Genomic DNA, 25194 nt, shown 5'->3' with positions numbered 1-25194 from the left:
AGTCGCGACAGGTAGTTAAGTTGACAATGGGCAACAGCTTGGCAACTCGCCGTCGCGGCTCGCAACCAACGACCAGGGTTTCACCCGATGTGATGAGCAGCTGCTCAGAGCCTCCACACGCAGGCTCAATCGTTCACATTCCGCGGCTCGTAAGACACCCTCAGAAGCCCCTCCGAGCCGCCCTCTCGGGGCGACGAGGTCGACCTCGCGCAGCTGAGACGACGGCGCCTCGTCAGCGATGTGGTGATGCAGCGCCCGTCAGACGTTGAAACGGAACTCCACCACGTCGCCGTCGCGCATCACGTAGTCCTTGCCCTCCATGCGGGCCTTGCCCTTCGAGCGGGCCTCGGCGACGGAGCCCGCCTCGACCAGCTCGTCGAAGGAGACGATCTCCGCCTTGATGAAGCCGCGCTGGAAGTCCGTGTGGATGACTCCCGCGGCCTCGGGAGCCGTGGCCCCCTTCTTGATCGTCCAGGCGCGGGACTCCTTCGGCCCCGCCGTCAGATAGGTCTGCAGACCGAGCGTACGGAACCCGACGTGGGCGAGCGTTGCCAGACCGGGCTCCTCCTGCCCGACCGTCTGGAGAAGCTCAAGGGCCTCGTCCTCGTCGAGCTCGGCCAGGTCGGCCTCCAGCTTGGCGTTGAGGAAGACGGCCTCGGCGGGCGCGACGAGCGCGCGCTGGGCCTCCTTGAACTCCTCGTCGGTGAGCTCGTCCTCGTCGACGTTGAAGACGTAGATGAAGGGCTTCGTCGTCAACAGGTGCAGGTCGTGCAGCGGAGCCGCGGCCTCGCTGCCCTGCGCGAGACCGGCGGAGAAGAGCGTGCGGCCCTGTTCGAGGATGTCCTTGGCCTCCTGCACGGCCTTGACCTCGGGCTGCTTGTCCTTCTTGACCCGGGCTTCCTTCTCCAGCCGCGGCAGCACCTTCTCGATGGTCTGCAGGTCGGCGAGGATCAGCTCGGTGTTGATCGTCTCGATGTCGTCCTTCGGCGAGATCTTGCCGTCGACGTGGACGACGTTGTCGTCCTGGAAGGCGCGGATGACCTGGCAGATGGCGTCGGACTCGCGGATGTTCGCCAGGAACTTGTTGCCCAGGCCCTCACCCTCGCTCGCCCCGCGCACGATGCCCGCGATGTCGACGAAGTCCACCGTCGCCGGCAGGACCTTCTCCGAGGCGAACAGCTCGGCCAGGGTGCCCAGACGCGGATCCGGCACGCCGACCACGCCGACGTTCGGCTCGATCGTGGCGAACGGATAGTTGGCCGCCAGGACCTCGTTCTTGGTCAGGGCGTTGAACAAGGTCGACTTGCCGACGTTCGGCAGGCCGACGATTCCGATCGTGAGCGACACGTGACGACTTCCCGTAGCGAGATCTGAGGCGTGCAGAGCATTTGGAGCGCGCGGACCGAGTCCGGCCGGTCAACCAGTCTACGGGCTCGAACTGACGGCCAACGCGTGTCCGTCCCCGGTGAACAGCGGTGACGCGGCCTACGTTGGAGCCGTGGAACAGCAGCACAGCGCTCATACGGGTGGGAAAGACCCCGGTCAGGGGCCGGGGCAGGGTCAGGAACAGGAGCAGTCGAAGGACCAGGGCTACAGGCAGCGCCGCCCACGTGGTGCGAAACCGAGAGCCGCCGCGGCGACCGCGGCGCAGGCGGCCGGTTCATCCGCGCCGCCCGTCACGCCCGCGCACACGCCCACGGCCGTCCCGGGCGCCGCCGCCCGTGAACCGCGCAGGCGAACCGGCCCGGGCGCCGTACGTCAGGAGGCGGCGGTGCTCTACCAGGCACAGCTGCGTTTCCCGCTCATCCCCGCGCCGCTGACCGACGCGTTCTCCTGGATGCCGCGCGCCCGCCTGACCGCACTGGGGGACGGGCTCCTCGGCATCGTGCTGATGCTGCTGGCCGGGGCCGCCGACAGGTGGCTGCTGGGCAGTTCCCCCACCGTGTACGGGGGCGCCTTCCTCGTCGTCAGCCTGACCTGCGCGGCGTGGGTGCGCCCCACCGACCTCATCACCGCACCCGTGGCCGTGCCGCTCGCCTTCACCGCCGGTCTGTTCCTCGTCAGCGGCGGCACGGGGAGCCAGTCCCTCACGGAGCGCCTGACGAACCTCTTCCCGGCACTGGCCGTCAACGCCGTCTGGCTCTACTCGGGCACTCTGCTCGCGGTGCTCGTCGTCACCATGCGGAAGATCGCGCTCATGGTCCAGAAGTCCCGCGTACGGGCCCTCATGGAGGCCGAGGACGCCGAGGACGAGGCCGCGGCGGACGCCGGCGGCCCCTGACACGGGCTCGGCACGATCACCGCACGCCGGCGGTCGGCCCCGGCTCGCCGCCCCGCCCTCGAGGCGGCCGGCCGGGTCAGCCCGTCTTGCGGGCGGCCTCCGCACGCAGATCGCGACGCAGCTCCTTCGGCAGGGAGAACTGCATGCGCTCCTCGACCGGCTGGACGATCTCCACGTCCTCCCAGCCCCGCTCCGCGAGCCACTCCAGCACGCCGTCGACCAGCACATCCGGAACGGACGCTCCGGAGGACAGGCCGATGGTCGTCACGCCCTCCAGCCATGCCTCGTCGATCTCCTCGGCGCCGTCGACCAGCCGGCCGTCCTTGGCGCCGTGCGCGATGGCTGTCTCCACCAGACGCACCGAGTTGGAGGAGTTCCTGGAACCCACGACGAGGACGAAGTCGGAGTCCTTGGCGACCTGCTTGATGGCCGTCTGCCGGTTCTGCGTCGCGTAGCAGATGTCGTCGCTGGGCGGGGAGAGCAGGTTCGGGTAGCGGCCCTTGAGGGCATCGACCGTCTCCATCGTCTCGTCGACGGAGAGCGTGGTCTGCGAGAGCCACACGACCTTCTCCGGGTCGCGCACCTCGACGTTCGCCACGTCTTCGGGGCCGTCGACCAGCGTCACGTGGTCGGGTGCCTCGCCGCTCGTGCCGATAACCTCCTCGTGGCCCTCGTGCCCGATGAGGAGGATGTCGTAGTCCTCCTTGGCGTAGCGCACGGCCTCCTTGTGCACCTTCGTCACAAGCGGGCACGTGGCATCGATCGTCGCCAGCTTGCCGCGCTCGGCCTCCTCGTGGACCACGGGGGCCACACCGTGGGCGGAGAAGATGACGATCTCGCCCTCGGGGACCTCCGCGGTCTCCTCGACGAAGATCGCGCCCTTCTTCTCCAGCGTTTTCACCACGTACTTGTTGTGCACGATCTCGTGGCGGACGTAGACGGGAGCGCCGTACTGCTCCAGGGCCTGCTCGACCGCGATGACCGCGCGGTCCACGCCGGCGCAGTAGCCACGGGGGGCGGCGAGCAGCACGCGGCGGCGGTCGCCGGATCCGGCGTCGGAGGTCTCGGAGGCGTCGGCAGCGGACGTTGGGGCCTCCCCAGGGCGGAGCCCGAGGGGATGGGAGGGCGTTGCAGACATGCGTCCATCGTAATGGCGTTGCGGGCGGGCACCGTGTGAAGGGCGTGGCCGGACCCGCGTCCCTGGCCGGGCGGCCGCGTCGGTGGTGGCCGTTAGGGTCCTCCCATGGCTCTCATCACCTCCCCCGAGGCGCCGGTTCCGGTCGGTGAGATCTCCCGGCTCATCGGCGGCTGGATCGACCGGCTCGGCGCGGTGTGGGTCGAGGGGCAGATCATCCAGCTCTCGCCGAGGCCGGGCGCGGGCGTGGCGTTCCTCACTCTGCGGGACCCTTCGCGCGACGTCTCCATCAGCGTCACCTGTTTCCGTGATGTCTTCGACCGGGTGAAGGACGTCGTCTCCGAGGGCGCGAGGGTCGTCGTCCATGCCAAGCCGGTCTGGTACGGACGGGCGGGCACCCTGTCGCTGCGGGCCTCCGAGATCCGTCCGGTGGGGATCGGCGAGCTGCTGGCGCGCCTGGAGCAGCTGAAGAAGTCCCTCGCCGCGGAAGGGCTCTTCGCGGCCGAGCGCAAACGGGCGTTGCCGTTCCTGCCGCAGCGGGTGGGCCTCGTCACCGGCCGGGCCTCGGACGCCGAGCGGGACGTGCTGCACACCGCGCGGGAGCGGTGGCCGGCCGTCCGCTTCGAGGTGCGCAACACCGCGGTCCAGGGCGTACGGGCAGTTCCGCAGCTGATCGAGGCGGTGCGTGAGCTGGACGCGCTCCCCGGCGTCGACGTGATCATCGTGACGCGTGGCGGCGGCAGCATGGAGGACCTGCTGCCCTTCTCCGACGAGCAGCTGGTGCGCACGGTCGCCGCGTGCAGTACGCCTGTGGTCTCGGCCATCGGGCATGAGGCGGACGCCCCGCTGCTCGACCTCGTGGCCGATCTGCGCTCCCGCACCCCGACGCACGCGGCCAAGGACGTCGTCCCCGACGTGGGTGAGGAGCACGAGCGCGTACGGGAGTTGAGGGCCAGGGCGTACCGGGTGATCAACGCCTTTCTGGACCGGGAGGGCAGGGGGCTCTCCGACGTCATGAGCCGCCCCGCGATGGCGGATCCGTACGCGATGGTCGACGAGCGCGCCGAGGAGGTCGGCTTCATGCTGGCCCGCGCCCGGCGCACGCTGGGGCACCGCCTGGAGCGGGCGGAGGACGAACTCGCGCACACGCGCGCACGTGTCGTCGCGCTCTCCCCCGCCGCGACGCTTCAGCGCGGCTACGCGGTGCTCCAGCGCGAGGACGGCAGCGTGGTCAGGACCCCCGAGCAGACCTCGGAGGGCGAGAAGCTGCGGGCCCGGGTCGCCGAAGGGGAGTTCGGCGTCACCGTCGGACCGGACGCATAGGGTTGCCGTATGACCTCGGACACTGGGACGGAATCGGGCGTGGAGACGGACAAGGAGCAGGTGCGTTCCGCGCTCAGCTATGAGCAGGCCCGGGGCGAACTGGTGCGGGTCGTCCAGCAGTTGGAAGCGGGCGGGGCGACGCTCGAGGAGTCGCTGGCGCTGTGGGAGCGCGGCGAGGAGCTGGCCCGCATCTGCCGCGAATGGCTGGAGGGCGCCCGGGCCCGTCTGGACGCGGTGCTCGAGGCGGAGGCCGAGGCGGGCGAGGACGCGGATCCGGATGCCGGGGCGGACGGCCCGCTCGCCGCGGACGAGGACGAGGAACTGGACGGAGCCGAAGGCGGCCGCTGAACAGGGCAGGGAAGCCGGAGCGTCGCGGCGGAAGATCGAGCGCCGTCTGATTGTTCGATGAAGGAAGCGGAGGTCCGCCCATGGCGGGCCCCTCGCTGTGAATCGACTCGAATTCCTTCGAGTCCCCTCGAACAACAGCAAGCAAAGGCAAGGCATCCCCACATGACTCTCGCCCTCGAGCCGAGTGCCCAGGACCTGCTCTTCCTCGATGCGCACACCGCGCACACCTTCTCCGACGAGCCGGTGAGCGAGGAGCAGATCCGAGCGGTCTACGAGCTGGTGAAGTACGGACCCACGGCGTTCAACCAGTGCCCTCTCCGGATCACCCTGGTCCGCTCCCCCGCAGCCCGCAGCCGGCTGGTGAAGCACATGTCGGAGGGCAACAGGCCCAAGACGTCCACGGCTCCGCTCACCGCCGTGCTCTCCGTCGACCTCGAATTCCACGAGCGGCTGCCCGAACTCCTGCCGCACGCCCCCACGCTGAAGGACACCTTCTTCGCGGAGGCGGAGAAGCGCGAGGCCGCAGGCACCTTCAACGCGACGCTCCAGGCGGGCTACTTCATCCTCGGCGTGCGCGCCGCGGGGCTGGCCGCGGGCCCGATGAGCGGCTTCGACCGGCACGGCGTCGACAAGGAGTTCTTCGGCGACGGCAAGCAGAAGTCGCTGCTGGTGATCAACATCGGCCGGCCCGGCGAGGAGGCGTACAAGCCGCGCCTGCCGCGTCTCCCCTACGACGACGCGGTCACGACGGTCTGACGGACCTGGCGCCGCGGGAGACGGGACGCCGAGGGCGGGTCGCGGGCGGCGCGGCGGGGGCTGTCAGCCCTTGGCTGCGCCGCCGCCCTCGCCCGCGCTGAGCGCCGCCGCCATCTTCTGAAGCTGCGCGAAGGAGGCGGTCCCGGTCACGACGGTGGTGTACGGACGGCCCTTGCCAGCCTTCTCACCGCCGGCCTCGGCGTCGCCTCCGCCCTTGCCCGGCTTGCCGTCGTCGGCGGAGCCGCCGGGGCCGCCGTCCGCGGACACCCGTACGAGCGCGTCGTACTTCGCACCCTCGTAGCGCGTCCACTCCTCGCCGTGCACCCGCACCGTCTTCGCCGTCTTCCGCGCGCGGTGCGTGACGTCCTCGATGTACTTCGACGGACGCCTCTCGTCGCTCTGCTCGACAGCGGCGTACTGAGTGTCGGGCGTGATGAAGCCCAGATGCCAGGCACGGCCGTCGGGGCCGTCCGCCTCGTACCGCACCGATGTGGCACGCCACTTCTCCGGGAGCCCCTCCGGCGCCAGCACGGGGTAGGGAGCGGCCCGGCGTGCGGAATCCAGCTCGACCTTGTAGTCGACGGGCTTGACCGGGTCCGCGCTCTCGTCGTGCGGGACGAAGAGGTAGATGAAGAAGGCCGCGAGCAGGACCACGCCCAGTGAGGGCACCATTCCCCGCACCGTCCGATTCCCCTGCCGCCGCTCCGGCTGCTCTGCTTGTGCTGCCACGCCCCCATCGTCGCCCATGCCGGAATCCGCACGGCCCGCGGGTCCCCGACCTGGTACGCGGCGACCCCGCACCGCCCGCTCATCCGTGGGGCCCTCTGCTCACTCTGACGGATGCTGGGTACCCTCGAAGCACCCTCAGTAGCCCGGCCGAGTCGTCCCAGCCGAGCAGAAAGGTGTGCCCCGATGACCGATCATCAGCACCTCCCCTCCCCGCTCGACGTCAGCCCCGAGGCCCCGGACCGCAACCTGGCCCTCGAACTCGTACGGGTCACCGAGGCCGGTGCCATGGCCACCGGCCGCTGGGTGGGCCGCGGCGACAAGAACGGCGCGGACGGCGCGGCCGTGAAGGCGATGCGCCACCTCGTATCGACGGTCTCGATGAACGGGGTCGTCGTCATCGGCGAGGGCGAGAAGGACGAGGCGCCGATGCTCTACAACGGGGAGCGGGTCGGTGACGGCACGGGCGCGGAATGCGACGTCGCCGTGGACCCCGTCGACGGCACCACACTCACCGCCAAGGGCATGTCCAACGCGGTGTCCGTGCTGGCGGTGGCAGAACGCGGCACGATGTTCGACCCGAGCGCCGTCTTCTACATGGACAAGCTGGTGACCGGCCCGGACGCGGCGGAGTTCGTCGACATCACGGCGCCTCCCGCCGTCAACGTCCGCCGCGTCGCCAAGGCGAAGGGGTGCACCCCGGAGGACGTCACGGTCGTCGTCCTCGACCGCCCCCGGCACGAGGGCATGGTCAAGGAACTGCGGGAGGCGGGAGCCCGCATCAGGTTCATCACGGACGGCGACGTCGCCGGCGCGATCATGGCCGTGCGCGAGGGAACCGGCGTCGACCTGCTGCTGGGCGTCGGCGGCACACCGGAGGGCATCATCGCGGCCTGCGCGATCAAGTGCCTGGGCGGCACGATCCAGGGCATGCTCTGGCCCAAGGACGACGAGGAGAAGAAGCGCGCGCTCGACGCGGGGCACGACCTCGGCCGCGTGCTGCACACCGAGGACCTCGTCAGCGGGGAGAACGTCTTCTTCGTCGCCACCGGCATCACCGACGGCGAGCTGCTGCGCGGCGTGCACTACAGGGGCGAGCGTGCGTTCACCGAGTCACTGGTGATGCGCTCGAAGTCCGGCACGATCCGGATGATCGACTCGACGCACAAGCTCTCCAAGCTGCGGGCGTACAGCGCCGTCGACTTCGACCGCGCGCGCTAGGAACGGCCCGGTCCCTCCGCGCCGGGCGGGGCACGGCTCCCAGGAGGGGCGGCCGGAGGGTGTCAGAGCTCCCGCTCGAAGCAGCGGGAGGCCTCGACCCCGGCGTACGCCCCGAAGTTGGGGATCCGTACATATCCGGAGCGCGTGTAGAAGCGGACGGCGTCGGGCTGGCTGTCGCCGGTCTCCAGCCGGAGGCTGCTCCAGCCCCGCGCTCGGGCCCTGTCCTCCAGCTCGGCAAGGAGCCGTGACGCGCACTCCGACCCGCGCCAGGGCGGCGTCACATACATCCGCTTGATCTCGCCGGCGCCGTCCCCGAGATCGCGGAGGCCGCCGCAGCCCACGGCGGTTCCGCCGTGCTCGTACGCCACGACGAACTCCACGACGTCCGCTTCGGAGGGAGCGACGCCGGGCTCGCTGTCCGGAGTGCCGTACCGCTCGGCGATCTCGACCCGCTGCCTGGCGCGCAGGGCGACGGCATCCGCGTCCGCCCAGGCGACCTGCTCGATCCTCATACGGCGGGATTGTGCCGGGAGTCTGTTTCCGCAGCGTAAATCGGGCGTCCCGTGGCATGGCCGGTCTGCGGGGACGGGGACCCCACTGGGACGGGGCACGCTTCCGTTCCCCGGACCGGGCCCGGCCACGGGGCGTCCTGACCATGGGAGCTGTGCGAGTCGGCCGGTGCGGCCGGTGCGGTGACTCACCGGGCGCGGGCCGTCCGCTCAGGCGATGCGGGAGACCTGCCCTGCCTCGCCCGCCGCGGCCGCTGCCTCACGCCTGCGGCGCCTGGCCAGAACGACCCTTCGCTCGGCGGCGGTCAGCCCTCCCCACACCCCGTACGGCTCGGGCAGGACCAGGGCATGCTCACGGCATTCGATCATCACGGGGCAGCGGGCACAGACCCGCTTCGCGGCTTGCTCGCGCGAGAGCCTCGCCGCAGTGGGCTCCTTCGACGGGGCGAAGAAGAGTCCCGCCTCGTCCCGGCGGCAGACTGCCTCCGAGTGCCAGGGGCCTTCCTCGTCCTCGCGCGCGGACGGTCGCTGCGCGGGAACCGAGGCGGCTGCCTGAAGGGACTGATGCGGCGGTTGCAGCACGGTGTACTCCTGAAGGGGACGACGGGGGGCACCTTCACCCGACTTGCTGCGCACGGCAGTTCGCGCTGCCGCCGTACGTGACACGATGCCCGAGCTCTACCCGCTGTGTGCACCGGTATGCATACCGTAGGAATGCGGCGCATTCTCTGTGCCCAATCTCCACGGGTCTCCGCCGAGTCGCCTTCCCGCCCCACGGCTCCGTAACCCGCGCGGGCGCTCAGAGCTCCTTGCGCATCCGGTCCCGGAGATCGCGGATCCGCTTCCCCCGCTTCGGCTTCGCCTCGACGCCGCCGAAGACCGCGGCCCCCTCCACCAGCACGACCGGAGCGTTCGGATCGCCGGATTCGGCGGTGTGGATGTCGAAGCCGCCGAAGACCCCGGCGCCCTTCTGCCGGAGCGTGACGTTCTCGGGCACGCGGATCTCGATCCCCCCGAAGATCGCCGTCGCGTTGATCTGGAGATGCTGCTGCTCGAAGACGGCGTCGGTCAGATCGATCTCGATGCCGCCGAAGCACGCGAAGGCGTTGATCTTCGCGGGGACCCGGAACCGGCCCTTCCTCGTGGAACCGCTGAAGATGGCGACCAGGTTGTCCTTGGCGCCGGTCGCGCACGCGGGAGCCTCCGTCCGGTACGCCGCGGACGCGGGTGCGGCCTGTTCCGCCGAGCGGCCCGCGGGCAGATCCCGTACGACGGGCTCGAGTTCACCGAGCGTCTTGGCCCTGTAGACGGCGTCGATGCGCTCCGAGTGCTCCTCCGCGTCGAGACGGCCCTCCGCCAACGCCTCGCGGAGGATGTCGGCGACGCGGTCACGGTCGGCGTCGGAGGCGCGCACGGAAACACCGGCCGCCTCGGCGTCCTTGACCGCGGGCCTGGTCTCCGGGCGGTTCTTTTCAAGCGGAGAATCAGTCACATCAGCAGCCTACCCAAACGCGATAGATCGCGACCAGACCGGCGAGCGCATCAATGCACTCCGTCCACCGCCGGGAAGCACTGAGGCTGACCTCACCCACACGGCCGCGTCCCGGCGCTCTACGCTGATGGACGCGCTCTCCTCCTGTCCTCTCCCCGGCGCTCCGCCGGGGATCCGGGAGGTGCCCAGCCGAGAGCCGTACGCGCCGTACGAGAGGAAGACCCCAACGATGGCCGCCAGCCCGTCCCGACCGGACTTCACGTACACCGACCTGCTCCCGCTGGGCGAGGACACGACCCCGTACCGCCTGGTGAGTACTGAGGGAGTGCGGACCTTCGAGGCCGACGGGCGCACCTTCCTGCAGGTCGATCCGGAAGCGCTCGGCAAGCTGGCCGCCGAGGCGATGCACGACATCTCGCACTACCTCCGCCCCGGACACCTCGCACAGCTGCGCCGCATCCTGGACGACCCCGAGGCGAGCGCCAACGACCGTTTCGTGGCGCTCGATCTGCTGAAGAACGCCAACATCGCAGCCGCGGGCGTGCTCCCCATGTGCCAGGACACCGGCACGGCGATCGTGATGGGCAAGCGCGGCCAGCAGGTCCTCACCGGCGGTGGCGACGAGGAGGCCCTCTCGCGCGGCATCTACGACGCCTACACGAAGCTCAATCTGCGCTACTCGCAGATGGCGCCACTGAACATGTGGGACGAGAAGAACACCGGCACGAACCTGCCCGCGCAGATCGAGTTGTACGCGACGGACGGCGACGCCTACAAGTTCCTCTTCATGGCGAAGGGCGGCGGCAGCGCCAACAAGTCCTTCCTCTTCCAGGAGACGAAGGCCGTCCTCAACGAGGCGAGCATGATGAAGTTCCTGGAGGAGAAGATCCGTTCGCTGGGCACGGCCGCCTGCCCGCCGTACCACCTGGCGATCGTCGTCGGGGGCACGAGCGCCGAGTACGCGCTCAAGACCGCGAAGTACGCATCCGCGCACTACCTGGACGAGCTGCCCGCCGAGGGCTCCGCCGCGGGGCACGGCTTCCGCGACAAGGAGCTGGAGCAGCAGGTCTTCGAACTGACGCAGCAGATCGGCATCGGGGCTCAGTTCGGCGGCAAGTACTTCTGCCACGACGTGCGCGTGGTGCGGCTGCCCCGGCACGGCGCGTCCTGCCCCGTCGCCATCGCGGTCTCGTGCTCCGCGGACCGGCAGGCCAAGGCGAAGATCACGGCCGAGGGCGTCTTCCTGGAGCAGCTCGAGACCGACCCGGCGCGCTTCCTCCCGGAGACGACGGACGAGCAGCTGACCGAGGGCGCCGGCGCCTCCAACGACGACGCGGTACGGATCGATCTCGGCCGCCCCATGCCGGAGATCCTCGCCGAGCTGTCCCGGCACCCCGTCAAGACGCGGCTGTCGCTCACCGGCACGCTCGTCGTCGCCCGCGACATCGCGCACGCGAAGATCAAGGAACGGCTCGACGCGGGCGAGGAGATGCCCCAGTACCTCAAGGACCACCCCGTCTACTACGCGGGCCCGGCCAAGACCCCCGAGGGCTATCCCTCCGGTTCCTTCGGGCCGACGACGGCGGGCCGCATGGACGCCTACGTCGCGCAGTTCCAGGCCGCGGGCGGCTCGAAGGTCATGCTCGCCAAGGGCAACCGCAGCCCGCAGGTCACCGCGGCGTGCGCCGAGCACGGCGGCTTCTACCTGGGCTCCATCGGCGGCCCGGCCGCACGGCTCGCGCAGGACTGCATCAAGAAGGTCGAGGTCCTGGAGTACGAGGAGCTGGGCATGGAGGCGGTCTGGCGCATCGAGGTGGAGGACTTCCCGGCGTTCATCGTCGTGGACGACAAGGGGAACGACTTCTTCACCGACCCCGGCCCCTCGCAGCCGTTCGTGACCTCCATCCCGGTGCGCGCGGGCTCGTAGCGCCGGCGGAACGCGTCACTGTGCACCGCGTCGCTGGGTACCCGGCAGGGCCGGGAATGTCCTCACGCGGCGGGGACGCTGTGCCGTACGGAGGTGCACACGGATGAGCGACAGGCAGGAGTACCGGACCGAGCGCGACTCGATGGGCGAGGTCCGGGTGCCCGCGGACGCCAAGTGGCGTGCGCAGACGCAGCGCGCGGTGTGGAACTTCCCCATCAGCGGGCAGCGTCTGGAGCGCGCCCACATCGAGGCACTCGCACGCATCAAGGCGGCCGCCGCCCGGGTCAACGGCGAGCTCGGCGTGCTGGAGCCCGAGTTGGCGGACGCGGTGCGTGCGGCGGCCGAAGAGGTGGTCGACGGGCGCTGGGACGAGGAGTTCCCCGTCGACGTCTTCCAGACCGGCTCCGGCACCTCGTCCAACATGAACATGAACGAGGTCGTCGCGACGCTCGCCTCGGAGCGGCTCGGAGAGCCCGTACACCCCAACGACCATGTCAACGCCAGCCAGTCCTCCAACGACGTCTTCCCGTCCTCCATCCACATCGCCGCCACCGCCGCGGTCCTGCGGGAGCTGATCCCGGCGCTGGAGGTGCTGGAGGCATCGCTGACGGGCAAGGCCGAGGAGTTCGCGGCCGTCGTCAAGTCGGGCCGCACCCATCTGATGGATGCGACTCCCGTCACGCTGGGGCAGGAGTTCGCCGGTTACGCGGCGCAGATCCGCAACGGCGTCGAGCGGCTGCACGCCTCCCTGCCGCGGCTCGCCGAGCTCCCCCTGGGCGGCACGGCGGTGGGCACCGGCATCAACACCCCGCCCGGCTTCGCCGCGGCCGTCGTCGAACGGATCGCCGCGGACGGCGGTTTGCCGGTGACCGAGGCCCGCGACCACTTCGAGGCGCAGGGCGCCCGGGACGCGCTCGTGGAAACCTCGGGGCAGTTGCGCACGATCGGCGTGAGCCTCACCAAGATCTGCAACGATCTGCGCTGGATGGCCTCGGGCCCGCGCACCGGCCTCGCCGAGATCGCGCTCCCCGACCTGCAGCCCGGCTCCTCGATCATGCCGGGAAAGGTGAACCCGGTGATCCCCGAGGCCGTGCTGATGGTCGCGGTGCAGGTCACGGGCAACGACGCGACGATCGCGGCCGCCGGGGCGTCCGGGAACTTCGAGCTGAACGTCATGCTGCCGGTGATGGCCAAGAACCTGCTGGAATCGGTGCGGCTGCTCTCCAACGTCTCCCGGCTCCTCGCGGAACGCACTGTGGACGGCATCACGGCCGATGTGGAACGGGCACGCGAGTACGCGGAGTCCTCGCCGTCCGTGGTCACTCCGCTCAACAGGCACATCGGGTACGAGAACGCCGCGGCGGTGGCCAAGAAGGCGCTCGCGGAGCGCAAGACCATCCGGCAGGCGGTCCTGGAGGCGGGACATGTGGAGCGGGGCGATCTGACCCTGGAAGAGCTGGACGAGGCGCTCGACGTCCTCCGCATGACCCGTCCCTGAGGGGGGCTCAGGATGCATGGCATGACGGGCCGCCGGGCCGTGGCGCATTCGGGCCTCGGCTCACGGCGGCGGGTGCCCCGCCAACCTAGGATCTGCGCATGACAGCGGAGACGGCGGGAGCACCCGGAGCGGCAGGAAGAGCGGGAACGGCCGGCACACAGGCCGCGCACGGGACGGGAGTCACCGGCGCCGACGGTGACAGCGAGCGCGGGCGGCAGGGCGGCGCGTACTGGGCTCCCGGCACCCGCATCCTGTGGCGCTACCGCGCCAACGGCACCGGGGATCCCCACATCTGCCGTCCCGTCACCGTCGTCAGCGACACCTCCGATCTGCTCGCCGCATGGGTGGCGCCGGGCACCGTCTGCGTCAAGCCCGAGATCGCGGACGGCACGCCCGTGCACCACGAGCCGCTGGCCACCCGCTACACCAAGCCGCGCAGGACGGTGCTCTCGCGCTGGTTCGGCACGGGGGTCCTGAAGCTCGCCCGTCCGGACGAGCCCTGGTCGGTGTGGCTGTTCTGGGAGCGGGACTGGCAGTTCAAGAACTGGTACGTGAACCTTGAGGAGCCGCATCGCCGCTGGCCGGGCGGAATCGACTCCGAGGACCACTTCCTGGACATCGCCGTCTACCCCGACCGCAGCTGGGAGTGGCGGGACGAGGACGAGTTCGCGGCGGCCCGGCGCGTGGGCCTCGTCGACGACGGCCTCGCCGAGCGGGTGCGGGCCGCCGGGAGCGCGGTGGTGGAGCAGATCGAGTCGTGGGCGTCGCCCTTCAGCGACGGCTGGGAGAACTGGCGACCGGACCCGCACTGGCCGGTGCCGCTGCTCCCTCGGGACTGGGACGGCCGTCCCCCAGCGGGGGCGGAAACCGCCGGGCACGCGACGAACGGCACCGGGACGAACGGCACCGCGATCAACGGGAACGGGTCAAACGGCAGCGCGGCGAACGGCGCCGGGACCGTCGGAACCGCGGCGGACACAACCGCGCCGGGGCTCCGGCGGAACGGGCACCGGCACCCGTGAACGGGCCCCGTCCCCGCACGGGCGGCGTCCGGAATCCGGTGCACACCCCGCCTCATGGTTCCGACAGCCGGACTCCCCGGCCCTCGCGGGTGGCAATCGGGCCCCTGGAAGCCCTCGGCGGGCCCCGCAGTGGACGACTTGTTCCGTACTTGCACGGATGTGCCGGATCTATCGGGCGACACGCACCCGCTTCGACCTCCCTTTCCCCCTTGCTGCGCCCCCATACTGCAAACGTAGGATCAACCTCCGTAGGCGCACTGCTGCAACAACTCCCCTCCCCCCTCGGGGATTTGGCGCGTGGCCTGAGAGGAGATCGAGCGTGAGCAGCACGGACGACAACCACGGGGACGCCCCCTGGTCGAAGGCGGAGGGGGAACGACGTCCCCCGAAGTCGAAGGCGCGTGCCTACAAGGACTTCGACTGGAACTCGATGGACCGGCTGGGGCAGGCCGCCGCTTTCGACTCGATCGGTGATCGCTACGACGAGGCCTTTCCTCACAAGGAGGGGCAGATCGCAGCGGGAGCGTGGCTCGCCGAGCAACTGCCCGCCGGCTCCCACGTGCTGGACCTGGGCTGCGGCACCGGGCTTCCGACCGCGCGCCAGCTCGTCGAGGCCGGCCACCAGGTCACGGGCATCGACCTCTCCCCCGGCATGGTGAAGCTCGCTCAGGGGAACGTGCCCGACGGCGAATTCCACCGCATGGACGTCTACGAGGTGGAGAGGTACGACGACCTCGGGCCCTTCGACGGTGTCGCCGCTTTCTTCTCGCTCCTGATGCTGCCTCGGGCCGAAATTCCCTACGCGCTGCGCATGCTGCACCAGCAACTGCGGGAAGGCGCACCGATGGCCATGTCGATGGTGGAAGCGGATGTCGATGACTTCACTTTGCCGTTCCTGGGCAACACGATCCGGGTATCCGGCTATCTGCGGGACGAATTGCGCCAGGTCGTGCGCGAGGCGGGTTTCGAGATCGCCGGGGAGGACGCCTATGCCTACGCTCCGGCCAGCACGGATGTGCCGCCCGAGATCCAGATCTTCCTGCAGTGCCGACGGCGGCCGTAGGGGGCGGAGGCAGTGAGCGCCGTGCGCGTGAGACGCGCGGCCCCGGATGGATGGAAACCGAACGCGTGACGGAGCACCAAGAGCCTGCGACCGGCACAGCAGTGCCGCCGCTCCCGCCCGTGGGCACCCCCACGACGGGAGAGGCTGCGCCTGCGCCCACCGACATGCGGCCCGGGAGCACCCTGGGCACCGGTGCACCGTCCGGGATACCCGCCCGCGCCGGTGACGCGGGCATCGCGACCAGCCGTATGCCCGGGGTCCGGGCCGGTGGGCACGACCCGCGTGAGGACTCCGCGGGCGCCGCCGGCACGGCGGATCCGTCAGGTGCGTCACACCGCTCTCGCGGCGGCGCGCCACCTGGGGCAAGCTCCGGGGGTGAGGAAGTGGAGCAGGTGCGCCCAGGTTCGCGTCCGAGGCCCGGCGCGGGGCACACGTCACAGCAGGAAACCGCCGAAGCCTCACGGGGCTCCGGCGGGAGGGGCGGCACAAGCCGAGCCGTCCCCGAACCGTCCCACGGCGGGCCGGGATCCGCGTCAAAGCGGTCCTCCCGGGGCCCGTCCCAGCCCCCGACCGCGGAGAGCGGTGCCGTGTCTCATCCGACCACCGGCGACATGACCGCCGCCGACGTACCGCCGGCCGCCCCGAAGGCCGCCGCTTCCGACACCACCGCCCAGGACGTGACCGCGGGGAACGGCGACGCCGCCGAGCGGGAGCGCCGGGGCGGCGACCGGCTGCGCTTCGTCGGCGCCGCGACCCGGCGCATCGCACGCGGCATGGACCTGGACGAGACCGTGCTCGGACTGTGCCGGGCGAGCGTGCCCGCGTACTCCGACGCGATCCTCGTCTACCTTCGCGATCCGCTGCCCGTCGGCGACGAGCGCCCCACGGGCCCGGTGGTGCTGCGGCTGCGGCGCAGCGACCGCATCCCCGACGACCCGCACGCCATGGTGGCCGCGGCGTCGGCGGCCGACGGCAGGGCCCAGCCGGACGGCGAGGCAGCCACCGGCCCCGGTACCGCCGTTGGGCCCTCGCCCTCCGCGGTCGCGGACGGAACGGCGGGCGCGACCGAGTACGTCGAGGTGCTGGCCGGCGGTCCGCTGGCAGAGGTGCTGCGCGGTGTGCGTCCCGTCTTCGCCGACGCGCCCGCGGCCCGCGACGCGCTTCCCGAACTGCTGGGCTCCGGGCCGGATGTGCCCTCGGGCCAGCGCGCCATCCTCGCTCCGCTGCGTGGACGGCGAAGAGTCATCGGTGCCGCCGTCTTCATGCGCGGCCCGGAGCGTGCCCCGTTCGAGCCCGACGATCTGCTGATCGCGGCGCAGCTCGCCACGCACACCGCTCTGGGCGTGGACAAGGCGGTGCTCTACGGGCGTGAGGCGTACATCGCCGACGAGCTCCAGCGCACGATGCTTCCCGACGAGTTGCCCCAGCCGACGGGGTGCCACCTCGCCAGCCGGTATCTGCCGGCGGCCGAGACGGCGCGCGTCGGCGGCGACTGGTACGACGCGATCCCGCTGCCGGGCAGCAGGGTCGCCCTCGTCGTGGGCGACGTGATGGGCCACTCCATGACATCCGCGGCGATCATGGGTCAGCTCCGTACGACCGCTCAGACCCTCGCGGGACTCGACCTGCCGCCGCAGGAGGTGCTGCACCACCTCGACGAGCAGGCGCAGCGCCTGGGCAGCGACCGCATGGCCACCTGCCTGTACGCGGTCTACGACCCGGTCGCGCACCGGATCATCATCGCCAACGCGGGTCATCCGCCACCAGTGCTCCTGCACCGCGACGGCCGTGCGGAGGTGCTGCGTATACCAGCGGGCGCCCCGATCGGCGTGGGCGGTGTCGACTTCGAGGCGGTGGAGCTGGACGCCCCTGCGGGCGCGACGCTGCTGCTCTACACCGACGGGCTGGTCGAGTCGCGCCAGCGTGACGTGTGGACGGGCATCGAGCACCTGCGGGAGAAGCTGACGGCGACGGCCCGGTTGACGCGTCCGGACGCCTCGGCCCCGCTGGAGCCGCTGTGCGACGAGGTGCTGGACATCCTCGGCCCGGGCGACCGGGACGACGACATCGCCCTGCTCGCCGCCCGGTTCGACGGCATCGCGCCCAGCGATGTCGCGTACTGGTTCCTCGACCCGCGTGCGCAGACGGCGGGTCAGGCACGCAGGCTGGCGCGGCGGGCGCTGGCGCGCTGGGGCCTGGAGGAACTGTCGGACGCTGTCGAGCTGCTGGTGAGCGAGGTCGTCACCAACGCCGTGCGGTACGCCGAACGTCCCATCACGCTACGGCTGTTGCGCACGGACACGCTCCGCTGCGAGGTCGGCGACGACGTGCCGCAGCTGCCGCGGCTGCGGCAGGCGCGGGCGACGGACGAGGGCGGCCGCGGCCTGTACCTCGTGAACCGGCTCGCGCGGCGATGGGGTGCGACCCGGCTGTCGACGGGCAAGGTCGTCTGGTTCGAACTGCCGATCTCCTGACGGCAGTTCGGGGCCCGGCATAGTGACCTGTTCCGGCGCCGCGGGATTCCACGGATGCGGACCCGCGGCGTCGGCCGAGTTCCGGCCGTCCGTCCCGCTCCTTCACCGAGGGGCGGGAGGGGGCCGCGTCACTCCGCCTGGTCGCCGCCCGCGTCGTTCGCGAGGAGTGCGATCTGCACGCGGTTGTTCAGGGACAGCTTGGTCAGGATGCGGGAGACGTGCGTCTTGACCGTGGGCACACTCATGTAGAGCTCCCCCGCGATCTCGGCGTTGGACCTGCCCCGGCCGACGGCGACGGCGACCTCGCGCTCCCGCTCGCCCAGCGCCTCAAGCTGTTCGCGTGCCCGTATCGCCCGCGCGTCGCGGTCCGTGGCGCCACGCGAGACCCGGGCGATCAGCTGGCGCGTCACCTCCGGCGAGAGCACGGGCTCCCCGGCCGTCACCCTCCGCACGGCCTGGACGATCTCCTCCGGTGCGGTGTCCTTCAGTACGAAGCCCGCCGCGCCCGCGCGCAGGGCCCGCAGCACGTGTGCGTCCGTGTTGAAGGTCGTCAACGCGATGACCTCCGGGGCGTGTTCACGCCGCCGCAGCGCCTCCGTGGCCTCGAGCCCGTCGACCACCGGCATGCGTATGTCCATCAGCACGACGTGGGGCGAGTGGGCGTCGACAAGCTTCTGCACCTCGCTGCCGTCCGCCGCCTCCGCGACGACCTCGATGTCGGGCGCGCCGCCGAACATCAGCCGCAGCCCGGACCGTACGAGCGGGTCGTCGTCGACGACGAGTACGCGGATGGCGGAGGGTGCGTTCAGCGGAGCGTTCACCAAGTGCCTCTGCATCAGGTCGGGTCGGAGCCGGGGGCCGGCACGAGAGCCACCAGCGGGCCGCGTCGTGCGCCCCACGGTATCCAGGCCCGCAGCTCGAACTCACCACCGGACAGGGCGTGTTCGAGCTGTCCGCCGGTGATCCGTGTCCGCTCCGCGAGGCCGACGAGGCCCTGCCCCGCGCCGGGAACATCCGGCACGGGCCGGGCGGGCCCTTCGTCGCCGTGAGCGAACTCCCGTGCGGGCTCGTCCGTTTCGGCCTCGACCGGTTCGGCCTGGTCCCTTTCGGCCTCGACCGGGTTGCGCAGCCGCACGGTCAGCCCGTCTCCCGGGCCGCCCGTCACCGTCACGGTCACCGGTGAACCCGGCGCGTGCTTGCGGGCGTTCGTCAGCCCCTCCTGCACGATGCGGTACGCCGTGCGGCCCACCGCGGCCGGTGCGACGGCGGCGCCCCCTCGCTCACCGCCGCCGCGCTCGCCCTCCCCGGGCTCGCCGTCCTCCACCGCGACGTCCATGTCCAGTTGCACGCGCATGCCTGCCGCACGGGACTCCTCCACGAGCGGGACCAGGTCGGTGAGCACGGGCTGTGGACGGGACCCCTCGCCCGTGGAGGCCCGCAGTACACCGATGATCTCCCGGAGATCCTCCAGCGCCTCGTGGGCGGTGTCCCTGATCACCCCGGCGGCCCGGCGGGTCTCCTCCGCGGACGCCGCGGGGTTGAAGGCGAGAGCGCCCGCGTGAACGCTCAGCAGCGACAGCCGGTGCGCGAGCACGTCGTGCATCTCCCGTGCGATGTCTTCCCTCGCCTGGCGCCGCGCCTCCGTACGCGCGCGGTCGGCCCGCTCGCGCAGCGACTCCACCAGCTGCCGCCGCGACCGCAGGAACAGACCCCAGCCGATGGTCCCGGCCATCAGCACGAAGTAGGTGATCGCGGAGCCGGTCGCCGGATCGTCCAGATCGGGACCCCCGGCGAGGAAGGCCGGCACGGGGACGAAACACAGCGCCGCGATCCACGCCGTCGTGCGGAGCGGCCGCCGGGCGGCGACGGTGAAGACGGCGACGATCGCCGGCCCGGTGATGAAGTGCGAGAACACTCCCGCCACCAGCAGGACGACGGCGAGCTGGACCGGCCACCGCCGCCGCAGGAGGAGCGCCGCACAGGCCAGGGCGCCGGCGATCTGGTCCGCGAGGAGCACCGCCGGAGAGAGGTGCTCCCCGAGCAGGACCGTCTCGGCGCTCAGAACGGCGAAGCAGGCCGCGAGGAGGAAGAGGCTGAGGTCGGCGATCCAGTCGCCCGCGGTACGGCGCACATCCGGAATGTAGCGCCGGGAGGGCCGGCCCGGCAGACGGCGGAGGCGTCCGAAGACTTTCGGACGACAGGCGCCGGCGAAGGCGCGACTTCCGGTGGACGCGCCGGACGAGCGGCACCGCCCACGCCCGCCGGACCTGGGGCGGCGGGGTACGGACGCGTCAGTCCTCCTGGGACCCGATCTGCGCCTCGGCCTCCAGCGTCGTGCCGACGGCCTGGACGACGGCCGCGATCCTGAACGCCTCCTGGACGGTCTCCCGGTCCACGCCCGCCTTCCGCAGCGCCTGTTCGTGGGAGTCGAGGCACTGCCCGCACGCGTTCAGCGCGGAGACCGCGAGCGACCACAGCTCGAAGTCCGTCTTCTCCACGCCCGGGTTGCCCAGGATGTTCATCCGCAGGCCGGCTCGCAGCGAGCCGTACTCCGGGTCGGAGAGCAGGTGCCGGGTGCGGTGGAAGACGTTGCTCATCACCATGACCGCGGCAGCCGACTTGGCAGCCTCGTACGCCCCGGGGCTCAGCTTCTCCCTGGCCTCCGGCTCCAGGGCCCGAAGCACGATGCCGGAGCGGGAGGCGATCGCGCACGCCAGCACTGTGCCCCACAGCTGCTGCTGCGTCAGCGGCGAACCGTCCATGACGGAGCCGAGGTTTCGTTCGAGGTCCTTGGCGTAGCCGGGGAGCGCCGACTTCAGATCGTCGAGCGCCATGGCGCCGCTCACGCCCCTGCCGGCAGCTCGGCGTGGGCGGGGGTCTCCTCGCCCTGCGCCCAGTCGCGGGGGCACGTCGGACCGAACCCGGGGAACCTGTCACTTACGGTGAGCAACGTGCACTCCTTACGCGGGAAATGCCCAACTTGTGCGTCATACATGGGGCGTTGACCGGCACTCAGAGTGCCACAGGGATCAACGGTCACAACAGTCGCCGGTCCGTCCCCTCGGAGGCCCACCGTCACCCGGCGACGGGACGGCACGCTCGCGAGGCGAGCCGTGGGCGCCGAGGCCGAGCCGGGGGCCCGACGCCGGGCAGCGGCACCGGGCCCGATGAGTTCCCGGCCTTCACGGAGTCAGCCCGTTCATGACTGCACACATACTCGAGACTCCCGGGGTCGACCTCGCCTACGACGTCCTCGGCCCCCTGCCGACCGCCGGCGGACGCCCCCCTCTGGTCATGATCGGTCAGCCGATGGAGGCCGCCGGCTTCAGCACCCTGGCGTCGCACTTCCCCGACCGCACCGTGGTCACCTACGACCCGCGCGGCCTGGGCAGAAGCACCCGCAAGGACGGCCGGTCCGACCACGTACCCACGACGCAGGCCGCCGACGTGCACGCCGTCATCGAAGCGCTCGGCGCAGGGCCGGTGGAGATGTTCGCGAGCAGCGGCGGTGCGGTGACCGCGCTCGCCCTCGTGGCGGCCCACCCCGGCGACGTGACCACGCTCGTGGCGCACGAGCCGCCGCTCATCCCCGTGCTTCCCGACGCGAAGGCCGCCGAGCGCGCACGGGCCGGCTTCCGGGACGCCTACGAGAACAAGGGCTCGGGCGCCGGCATGGCTGCCTTCATCGCGATGACGTCGTGGCAGGGTGAGTTCACCGACGACTACTTCGCCCGGCCCGTCCCGGATCCCGCCGACTTCGGGATGCCGGCGGAGGACGACGGCTCCCGCGACGACCCGCTCCTCTCCGACCGGGCCTGGGCGGTGAGCAGTTACCGTCCCGACCTCGACGCGCTCGCCGCGGCGCGGACGAGGATCGTGATCGCGGTCGGCGAGGAGACCGGGGACACCTTCACCGGACGCACCTCAGTGGCGACGGCACAGCTGCTCGGAATGCGGGCAACGGTGTTCCCCAGCCACCACGGCGGCTTCCTCGGCGGCGAGTTCGGTCACGCCGGCCAGCCCGAGGCCTTCGCACGCAAACTGCGTGAGGTCCTCGACGACGCGGGCTGACGACGGGACGCGCGGTTCGGTCAGAACGCCCCGAAACCGGACCCGCCCGAACCTCCCGTCGATGCAGGCGAGTTCCGGATCGGTGTCCGGATCGGTGACACCTGGACGAATGCGGACAATGCGTTGCTTCTCCGGTGTCTTTGAGAGAGAAAGCACCCCGGAAGTCAAGCCCAGGACTCTCAGGGTGGCCATGAAGGCACACTCTGTGATTGTCTTCACGGCATCGGGCGCGCATTCCGGCCACCGGGTTTCTCCTGTGCACAGAGGGGGGCAATTGTGAACTGTGCAGAGCACGTTGGGGACGATGTCGATCGCATGCGCGAGAACGTCGCCTGCCAAGAGGTGATCTGCCGGGCTCAGGGCGTCTTGATGGCGGCACACGGCTGCACGGCACAGGTGGCCGCGGGCATCCTGATCGGCGTCGCCAGGAGCTCCGGCACCGAATTGCATACAGTGGCCGGAAATGTGGTGGCGGTGGCCGAGCAGAATTCCCAGTCCCCGCCGGAGGCCATACGGGCCGCGATCACCTGCGCGCTGCGCAACGTCCTTCGGTAGCGGCCGCGGCAGACCGGAGCAGGATTCGCGCGGGCGCGACGAGGTACGGGTCAGACGTCGCGTCCCGACCACGCGGGCCTCGACCACTCCAGGCACAGCACCGTGGCGTCGTCCCTCGGGTCATGATCGGTGCGCTCGAGCACGGAATGCGTGAAGGCACGCACGGCCTCCCGCGGGTGCATCGACCCTGTCTCTTCGATGAGGTCCCGCAGAGCCGCGTGCTCGCCCTCGGGCTCCAGCATGCCGTCGGTGATGAGCACGAGCCGGTCGCCGGGAAGCAGATCGACGCTCTGGACCCGGTAGGAGGCGTCCGGGGAGATGCCGAAGGGGAGATCGACGAGCAGCGTCAGCTCCTCGGCCCGGCCGTCGCGCAGCAGCAGCGGCCACACGTGCCCGGCGTTGATGACGGCGGTCCGGCCCGTGTCGAAGTCCACCGACAGCAGTTGTCCCGTGACCATGGCCGGTGCGCCGTGCTCGGCCAGCGCGCGCTTGATCTGGGCGGACTCGTCCATCACCACCTGATGCTCCTGCACGGCGTGCTCGACGACGGCCGCGTTGGCGGCTTCCGCCTGGTCGACGAGACCGAGGCCCGCGCGCCGGGCGTTGCGGATGGCGGCCACCACCACCGACGCGAGCTGTGCGGCGCGCACGTCGTGCCCCATGGCGTCGGTGAGCGACAGGAAGAGGCCGGTGCGGTTGAGCGTGTAATCGAAGGTGTCACCGCCGACGTGGGTCGCGGGCTCCAGCGACCCCGCGACGATGAAGGGGCCCGCGTCGCATGTGAAGGAGTCGGGCAGCAGGCGGTGCTGGATCTCTGATGCCAGGGAGAGCCGCGTCGTGCGCCGGCCCCACTCGAAGATGTCGGTGAATCGCCTGTTGACGATCACGACGTAGGCGAGGGCGTGCGCGGCCCCTCTGAGGAGCTCCAGCGTCCGGTGATCGGGAGGGCCGGGCAGAGTCATCTCGAGCAGCCCGATCGAGTCGCCCCTGTCGCTCACCGGCACGATGACCTTCGTGCGGCCCTCCTCCCCGTCCGCGCCCTCCCCGGCCTCCTCGGGGCTTCCGACCCAGGGCTGCTGGGAGACGATCACGCTCCCGTAGACGGTGCCCTCAAGGGTCAGCTTCTCGAGGGGACCTGTGATGCCTTCCTCCGGGGCTCCGGTCAGCCGGACCACGGCGTTCCCTCCGAAATCGGTGATCAGGAAGGCCACGTCCACCGCGGAGAACTGTTCCTTGAGAATGCGCGCGAGTACTGCCACGGACCTCACCGGTGGCGCCACCTGCACGGACTCCAGCAGGTCGCTCAACCAGTCGGGGTTCTCAGACACCATTCCGCGCCTTCCCCTCGGCCTGGTGCCCGCCGGGACGGCACCTCCGCTCCGGAGACAGGCAGACACCGCTTGCTCTCCTGAAGTATCGGCGGGGCCGGTGCGGGGATGCGAGGCGTGCTGCGCTGTTCGGGGTGTGCCGGGCTCGTGCGGGGCTGCCGGGAGGGCCCGGTTCACTCTCCCCGCGGCGGGCGGCCCCGGCGCGGATGGGGCCGGGCGTTGCGGGGCAGCCGGCGCGCCTCGGAGAGCGCCTTGCGTAGCAGATAGTCGATCTGAGCGTTGGTGGAGCGCAACTCGTCGGCGGCCCAGCGTGTGATCGCCTCGTACATGGCCGGATCGAGCCTCAACAGCACCTGCTTGCGCTGCCGTTGGGCTCTGCCGGATCTCTCGCGCGGGGCGTCCGCGGGCCCGCCGTCCGTGCCGTCCGGGGACGGCACGGACTCCGCGGGCTCCGCGGACCCGTCGCGTTCAGGGGGGTCGGTCACTGGTAGAGGGTCCCCGTGTTCAGCACCGGCTGCGGCGAGCGGTCTCCACAGAGCACGACCAGCAGATTGCTGACCATCGTGGCCCTGCGCTCCTCGTCGAGCTCGACGAAGTCCTGAGCCGCGATACGGGTGATGGCGTCCTCGACCATGCCGCACGCGCCCTCGACGATCGTCTTGCGTGCCGCGACCACCGCGCCGGCCTGCTGCCGCTGGAGCATGGCCGAGGCGATCTCCGGCGCGTAGGCGAGGTGCGTGAAGCGGGACTCGACGATCCTCACCCCTGCCGCCTCGACCCGCACGGTCAGTTCCGCGGCGAGCTTCTCCGTGATCTCTTCGGCGTTGCCGCGGAGGGAGAGGCCGTCCTCTTCGTGCGCGTCGTAGGGGTACTCGATGGCGATGTGACGCACGGCCGCCTCGGTCTGGGTGGCGACGAACTCGACGAAGTCGTCCACCGCGAAGGTCGCCTGAGCGGTGTCCTTGACCTGCCACACCACGACCGCCGCGAGCTCGATCGGGTTGCCGTAGGCGTCGTTGACCTTCAGGACGGCGGTCTCGTGGTTCCGCACGCGCGTCGAGACCTTGCTGCGGCTGGTGAGGGGGTTGACCCAGCGCAGGCCGTCCGTGCGGATCGTGCCGGTGTAGCGCCCGAAGAGCTGGACGACGCGGGCCTCGCCGGGCGCGACCATGTTCAGGCCGCACATCGCGAACACCGAGCCGATGAGCACCAGGACGCCGAGGACGATCAGCGTCGCGCCCGTTCCGACGGAGCCGCCCGACGCGAGACCGCCGCCGAGGACTATGCCTCCGACGCCCAGGAGGAACCCGATCAGGCCGAGGAGGAGGGCGAGGCCGCCGGGGATGCTGTGCGCGGCGACCTCGCGGACCTCGGGGTCGGGCATCTCGGGAACGTCCTGCGGTTCGAGCTCCGCGTCGGGTGTCTTCGGTGAGTTATGTGCCGGGTCCTGCGCTGACATGGGTTT

23 protein-coding genes and 1 pseudogene are annotated in these 25194 nt (G+C 71.1%); 12 read left to right on the top strand and 12 right to left on the bottom strand.

From position 1 onward, the window contains the following. Positions 1–258: 258 nt before the first annotated feature. On the bottom strand, positions 259–1347 hold the full coding sequence (gene ychF, locus I004_RS0101825) for a redox-regulated ATPase YchF (RefSeq protein ID WP_028434093.1): 1089 nt from the start codon (positions 1345–1347) through the stop codon (positions 259–261). Positions 1348–1498: 151 nt separating this feature from the next. Here ychF and I004_RS31570 point away from each other — a divergent pair, with 151 nt between their 5' ends. Continuing rightward, entirely contained in the window at positions 1499–2281 is a 783-nt protein-coding gene (locus I004_RS31570) for a DUF6542 domain-containing protein (RefSeq protein ID WP_158676977.1), read from the top strand. Positions 2282–2357: 76 nt separating this feature from the next. Here I004_RS31570 and I004_RS0101810 read toward each other — a convergent pair whose 3' ends face one another. Beyond that, positions 2358–3419 (bottom strand): 4-hydroxy-3-methylbut-2-enyl diphosphate reductase, encoded by a 1062-nt coding sequence (locus I004_RS0101810; RefSeq protein ID WP_078510725.1) that lies wholly within the window; start codon positions 3417–3419, stop codon positions 2358–2360. 105 nt (positions 3420–3524) lie between these two features. Here I004_RS0101810 and xseA point away from each other — a divergent pair, with 105 nt between their 5' ends. From xseA to I004_RS0101795, 3 genes are all read left to right on the top strand, one after another. Beyond that, entirely contained in the window at positions 3525–4739 is a 1215-nt protein-coding gene (gene xseA / locus I004_RS0101805) for an exodeoxyribonuclease VII large subunit (protein ID WP_028434091.1), read from the top strand. A 9-nt stretch (positions 4740–4748) separates the two neighbouring features. After that, complete coding sequence (locus I004_RS31565) at positions 4749–5087, top strand: exodeoxyribonuclease VII small subunit (protein ID WP_051344587.1); 339 nt, start codon at positions 4749–4751, stop codon at positions 5085–5087. 162 nt (positions 5088–5249) lie between these two features. Then, positions 5250–5843, top strand: coding sequence for a malonic semialdehyde reductase (locus I004_RS0101795; RefSeq protein WP_028434090.1), 594 nt, complete (start codon positions 5250–5252; stop codon positions 5841–5843). 63 nt (positions 5844–5906) lie between these two features. On the opposite strand, the gene I004_RS0101790 is transcribed toward I004_RS0101795, so the two are convergent. Beyond that, the gene (locus I004_RS0101790; protein ID WP_028434089.1) at positions 5907–6590 is read right to left on the bottom strand and encodes a DUF4245 domain-containing protein; all 684 of its coding nucleotides are present in this window, start codon (positions 6588–6590) and stop codon (positions 5907–5909) included. Between the two features lie 165 nt (positions 6591–6755). On the opposite strand from I004_RS0101790, the gene glpX reads away from it, so the two are divergent. Continuing rightward, positions 6756–7790 carry a class II fructose-bisphosphatase gene (gene glpX, locus I004_RS0101785; RefSeq protein WP_028434088.1) on the top strand — a complete coding sequence of 345 codons (1035 nt, stop codon included), beginning with the start codon at positions 6756–6758 and terminating at the stop codon, positions 7788–7790. A gap of 62 nt (positions 7791–7852) precedes the next feature. On the opposite strand, the gene I004_RS0101780 is transcribed toward glpX, so the two are convergent. The 3 genes from I004_RS0101780 to I004_RS0101770 all read right to left on the bottom strand — a co-directional run bounded on the left by I004_RS0101780 (position 7853) and on the right by I004_RS0101770 (position 9791). Beyond that, positions 7853–8302, bottom strand: a complete 450-nt coding sequence (locus tag I004_RS0101780) for a GNAT family N-acetyltransferase (protein WP_028434087.1) — start codon at positions 8300–8302, stop codon at positions 7853–7855. Between the two features lie 207 nt (positions 8303–8509). Beyond that, positions 8510–8881 carry a WhiB family transcriptional regulator gene (locus I004_RS0101775; RefSeq protein ID WP_028434086.1) on the bottom strand — a complete coding sequence of 124 codons (372 nt, stop codon included), beginning with the start codon at positions 8879–8881 and terminating at the stop codon, positions 8510–8512. 217 nt (positions 8882–9098) lie between these two features. Then, positions 9099–9791 carry a DUF1707 and DUF2154 domain-containing protein gene (locus tag I004_RS0101770; RefSeq protein ID WP_028434085.1) on the bottom strand — a complete coding sequence of 231 codons (693 nt, stop codon included), beginning with the start codon at positions 9789–9791 and terminating at the stop codon, positions 9099–9101. Positions 9792–10020: 229 nt separating this feature from the next. On the opposite strand from I004_RS0101770, the gene I004_RS0101765 reads away from it, so the two are divergent. The 5 genes and pseudogenes from I004_RS0101765 to I004_RS31550 all read left to right on the top strand — a co-directional run bounded on the left by I004_RS0101765 (position 10021) and on the right by I004_RS31550 (position 17775). Then, positions 10021–11718 carry a fumarate hydratase gene (locus I004_RS0101765; protein WP_028434084.1) on the top strand — a complete coding sequence of 566 codons (1698 nt, stop codon included), beginning with the start codon at positions 10021–10023 and terminating at the stop codon, positions 11716–11718. Between the two features lie 103 nt (positions 11719–11821). After that, positions 11822–13216, top strand: a complete 1395-nt coding sequence (locus I004_RS0101760) for a class II fumarate hydratase (protein ID WP_028434083.1) — start codon at positions 11822–11824, stop codon at positions 13214–13216. Between the two features lie 98 nt (positions 13217–13314). Then, a pseudogene (gene fomD, locus I004_RS31560) lies at positions 13315–14067 on the top strand (cytidylyl-2-hydroxypropylphosphonate hydrolase); the annotation flags it as partial. Positions 14068–14668: 601 nt separating this feature from the next. Further along, entirely contained in the window at positions 14669–15301 is a 633-nt protein-coding gene (locus I004_RS31555) for a class I SAM-dependent methyltransferase (protein WP_037974794.1), read from the top strand. 233 nt (positions 15302–15534) lie between these two features. Further along, on the top strand, positions 15535–17775 hold the full coding sequence (locus I004_RS31550; RefSeq protein WP_486579724.1) for a SpoIIE family protein phosphatase: 2241 nt from the start codon (positions 15535–15537) through the stop codon (positions 17773–17775). A gap of 128 nt (positions 17776–17903) precedes the next feature. Here I004_RS31550 and I004_RS0101740 read toward each other — a convergent pair whose 3' ends face one another. The 3 genes from I004_RS0101740 to I004_RS0101730 all read right to left on the bottom strand — a co-directional run bounded on the left by I004_RS0101740 (position 17904) and on the right by I004_RS0101730 (position 20609). Then, positions 17904–18596: a response regulator gene (locus I004_RS0101740; RefSeq protein ID WP_028434082.1), complete on the bottom strand. Its 693-nt coding sequence runs from the start codon at positions 18594–18596 to the stop codon at positions 17904–17906. A 14-nt stretch (positions 18597–18610) separates the two neighbouring features. After that, positions 18611–19906: a sensor histidine kinase gene (locus I004_RS31545; RefSeq protein WP_486579658.1), complete on the bottom strand. Its 1296-nt coding sequence runs from the start codon at positions 19904–19906 to the stop codon at positions 18611–18613. Between the two features lie 160 nt (positions 19907–20066). Continuing rightward, positions 20067–20609, bottom strand: coding sequence for an alkyl hydroperoxide reductase (locus I004_RS0101730; RefSeq protein ID WP_028434081.1), 543 nt, complete (start codon positions 20607–20609; stop codon positions 20067–20069). A 367-nt stretch (positions 20610–20976) separates the two neighbouring features. On the opposite strand from I004_RS0101730, the gene I004_RS0101720 reads away from it, so the two are divergent. Beyond that, positions 20977–21846 carry an alpha/beta fold hydrolase gene (locus I004_RS0101720; RefSeq protein WP_028434080.1) on the top strand — a complete coding sequence of 290 codons (870 nt, stop codon included), beginning with the start codon at positions 20977–20979 and terminating at the stop codon, positions 21844–21846. A gap of 315 nt (positions 21847–22161) precedes the next feature. Then, positions 22162–22401 (top strand): ANTAR domain-containing protein, encoded by a 240-nt coding sequence (locus tag I004_RS31540; RefSeq protein ID WP_051344584.1) that lies wholly within the window; start codon positions 22162–22164, stop codon positions 22399–22401. 50 nt (positions 22402–22451) lie between these two features. Here I004_RS31540 and I004_RS31535 read toward each other — a convergent pair whose 3' ends face one another. The 3 genes from I004_RS31535 to I004_RS0101700 all read right to left on the bottom strand — a co-directional run bounded on the left by I004_RS31535 (position 22452) and on the right by I004_RS0101700 (position 25188). Then, on the bottom strand, positions 22452–23732 hold the full coding sequence (locus I004_RS31535) for a PP2C family protein-serine/threonine phosphatase (protein ID WP_037974558.1): 1281 nt from the start codon (positions 23730–23732) through the stop codon (positions 22452–22454). 170 nt (positions 23733–23902) lie between these two features. Continuing rightward, positions 23903–24166, bottom strand: a complete 264-nt coding sequence (locus tag I004_RS39765; protein ID WP_028434079.1) for a hypothetical protein — start codon at positions 24164–24166, stop codon at positions 23903–23905. Between the two features lie 44 nt (positions 24167–24210). Further along, positions 24211–25188, bottom strand: a complete 978-nt coding sequence (locus tag I004_RS0101700; RefSeq protein ID WP_028434078.1) for an SPFH domain-containing protein — start codon at positions 25186–25188, stop codon at positions 24211–24213. Positions 25189–25194: the final 6 nt, after the last annotated feature.

Source organism: Streptomyces sp. TAA486 (genome assembly GCF_000426165.1).
The sequence above is the reverse complement of the archived record's forward strand: the minus strand, read 5'-3'. Positions and strand labels throughout refer to the sequence as shown.

Excerpts from the sequence above, each read along its gene's own strand:
- I004_RS0101700 (WP_028434078.1), bottom strand. The coding sequence starts at position 25,188 with ATGTCAGCGCAGGACCCGGCACATAACTCACCGAAGACACCCGACGCG.
- I004_RS0101720 (WP_028434080.1), top strand. The coding sequence starts at position 20,977 with ATGACTGCACACATACTCGAGACTCCCGGGGTCGACCTCGCCTACGAC.
- glpX (WP_028434088.1), top strand. The coding sequence starts at position 6,756 with ATGACCGATCATCAGCACCTCCCCTCCCCGCTCGACGTCAGCCCCGAG.
- I004_RS31555 (WP_037974794.1), top strand. The coding sequence starts at position 14,669 with ATGGACCGGCTGGGGCAGGCCGCCGCTTTCGACTCGATCGGTGATCGC.
- I004_RS0101790 (WP_028434089.1), bottom strand. The coding sequence starts at position 6,590 with ATGGGCGACGATGGGGGCGTGGCAGCACAAGCAGAGCAGCCGGAGCGG.
- I004_RS0101765 (WP_028434084.1), top strand. The coding sequence starts at position 10,021 with ATGGCCGCCAGCCCGTCCCGACCGGACTTCACGTACACCGACCTGCTC.
- I004_RS31535 (WP_037974558.1), bottom strand. The coding sequence starts at position 23,732 with ATGGTGTCTGAGAACCCCGACTGGTTGAGCGACCTGCTGGAGTCCGTG.
- xseA (WP_028434091.1), top strand. The coding sequence starts at position 3,525 with ATGGCTCTCATCACCTCCCCCGAGGCGCCGGTTCCGGTCGGTGAGATC.
- I004_RS0101795 (WP_028434090.1), top strand. The coding sequence starts at position 5,250 with ATGACTCTCGCCCTCGAGCCGAGTGCCCAGGACCTGCTCTTCCTCGAT.
- I004_RS0101730 (WP_028434081.1), bottom strand. The coding sequence starts at position 20,609 with ATGGCGCTCGACGATCTGAAGTCGGCGCTCCCCGGCTACGCCAAGGAC.
- I004_RS0101760 (WP_028434083.1), top strand. The coding sequence starts at position 11,822 with ATGAGCGACAGGCAGGAGTACCGGACCGAGCGCGACTCGATGGGCGAG.
- I004_RS31565 (WP_051344587.1), top strand. The coding sequence starts at position 4,749 with ATGACCTCGGACACTGGGACGGAATCGGGCGTGGAGACGGACAAGGAG.
- I004_RS0101810 (WP_078510725.1), bottom strand. The coding sequence starts at position 3,419 with ATGTCTGCAACGCCCTCCCATCCCCTCGGGCTCCGCCCTGGGGAGGCC.
- I004_RS0101780 (WP_028434087.1), bottom strand. The coding sequence starts at position 8,302 with ATGAGGATCGAGCAGGTCGCCTGGGCGGACGCGGATGCCGTCGCCCTG.
- I004_RS31540 (WP_051344584.1), top strand. The coding sequence starts at position 22,162 with ATGCGCGAGAACGTCGCCTGCCAAGAGGTGATCTGCCGGGCTCAGGGC.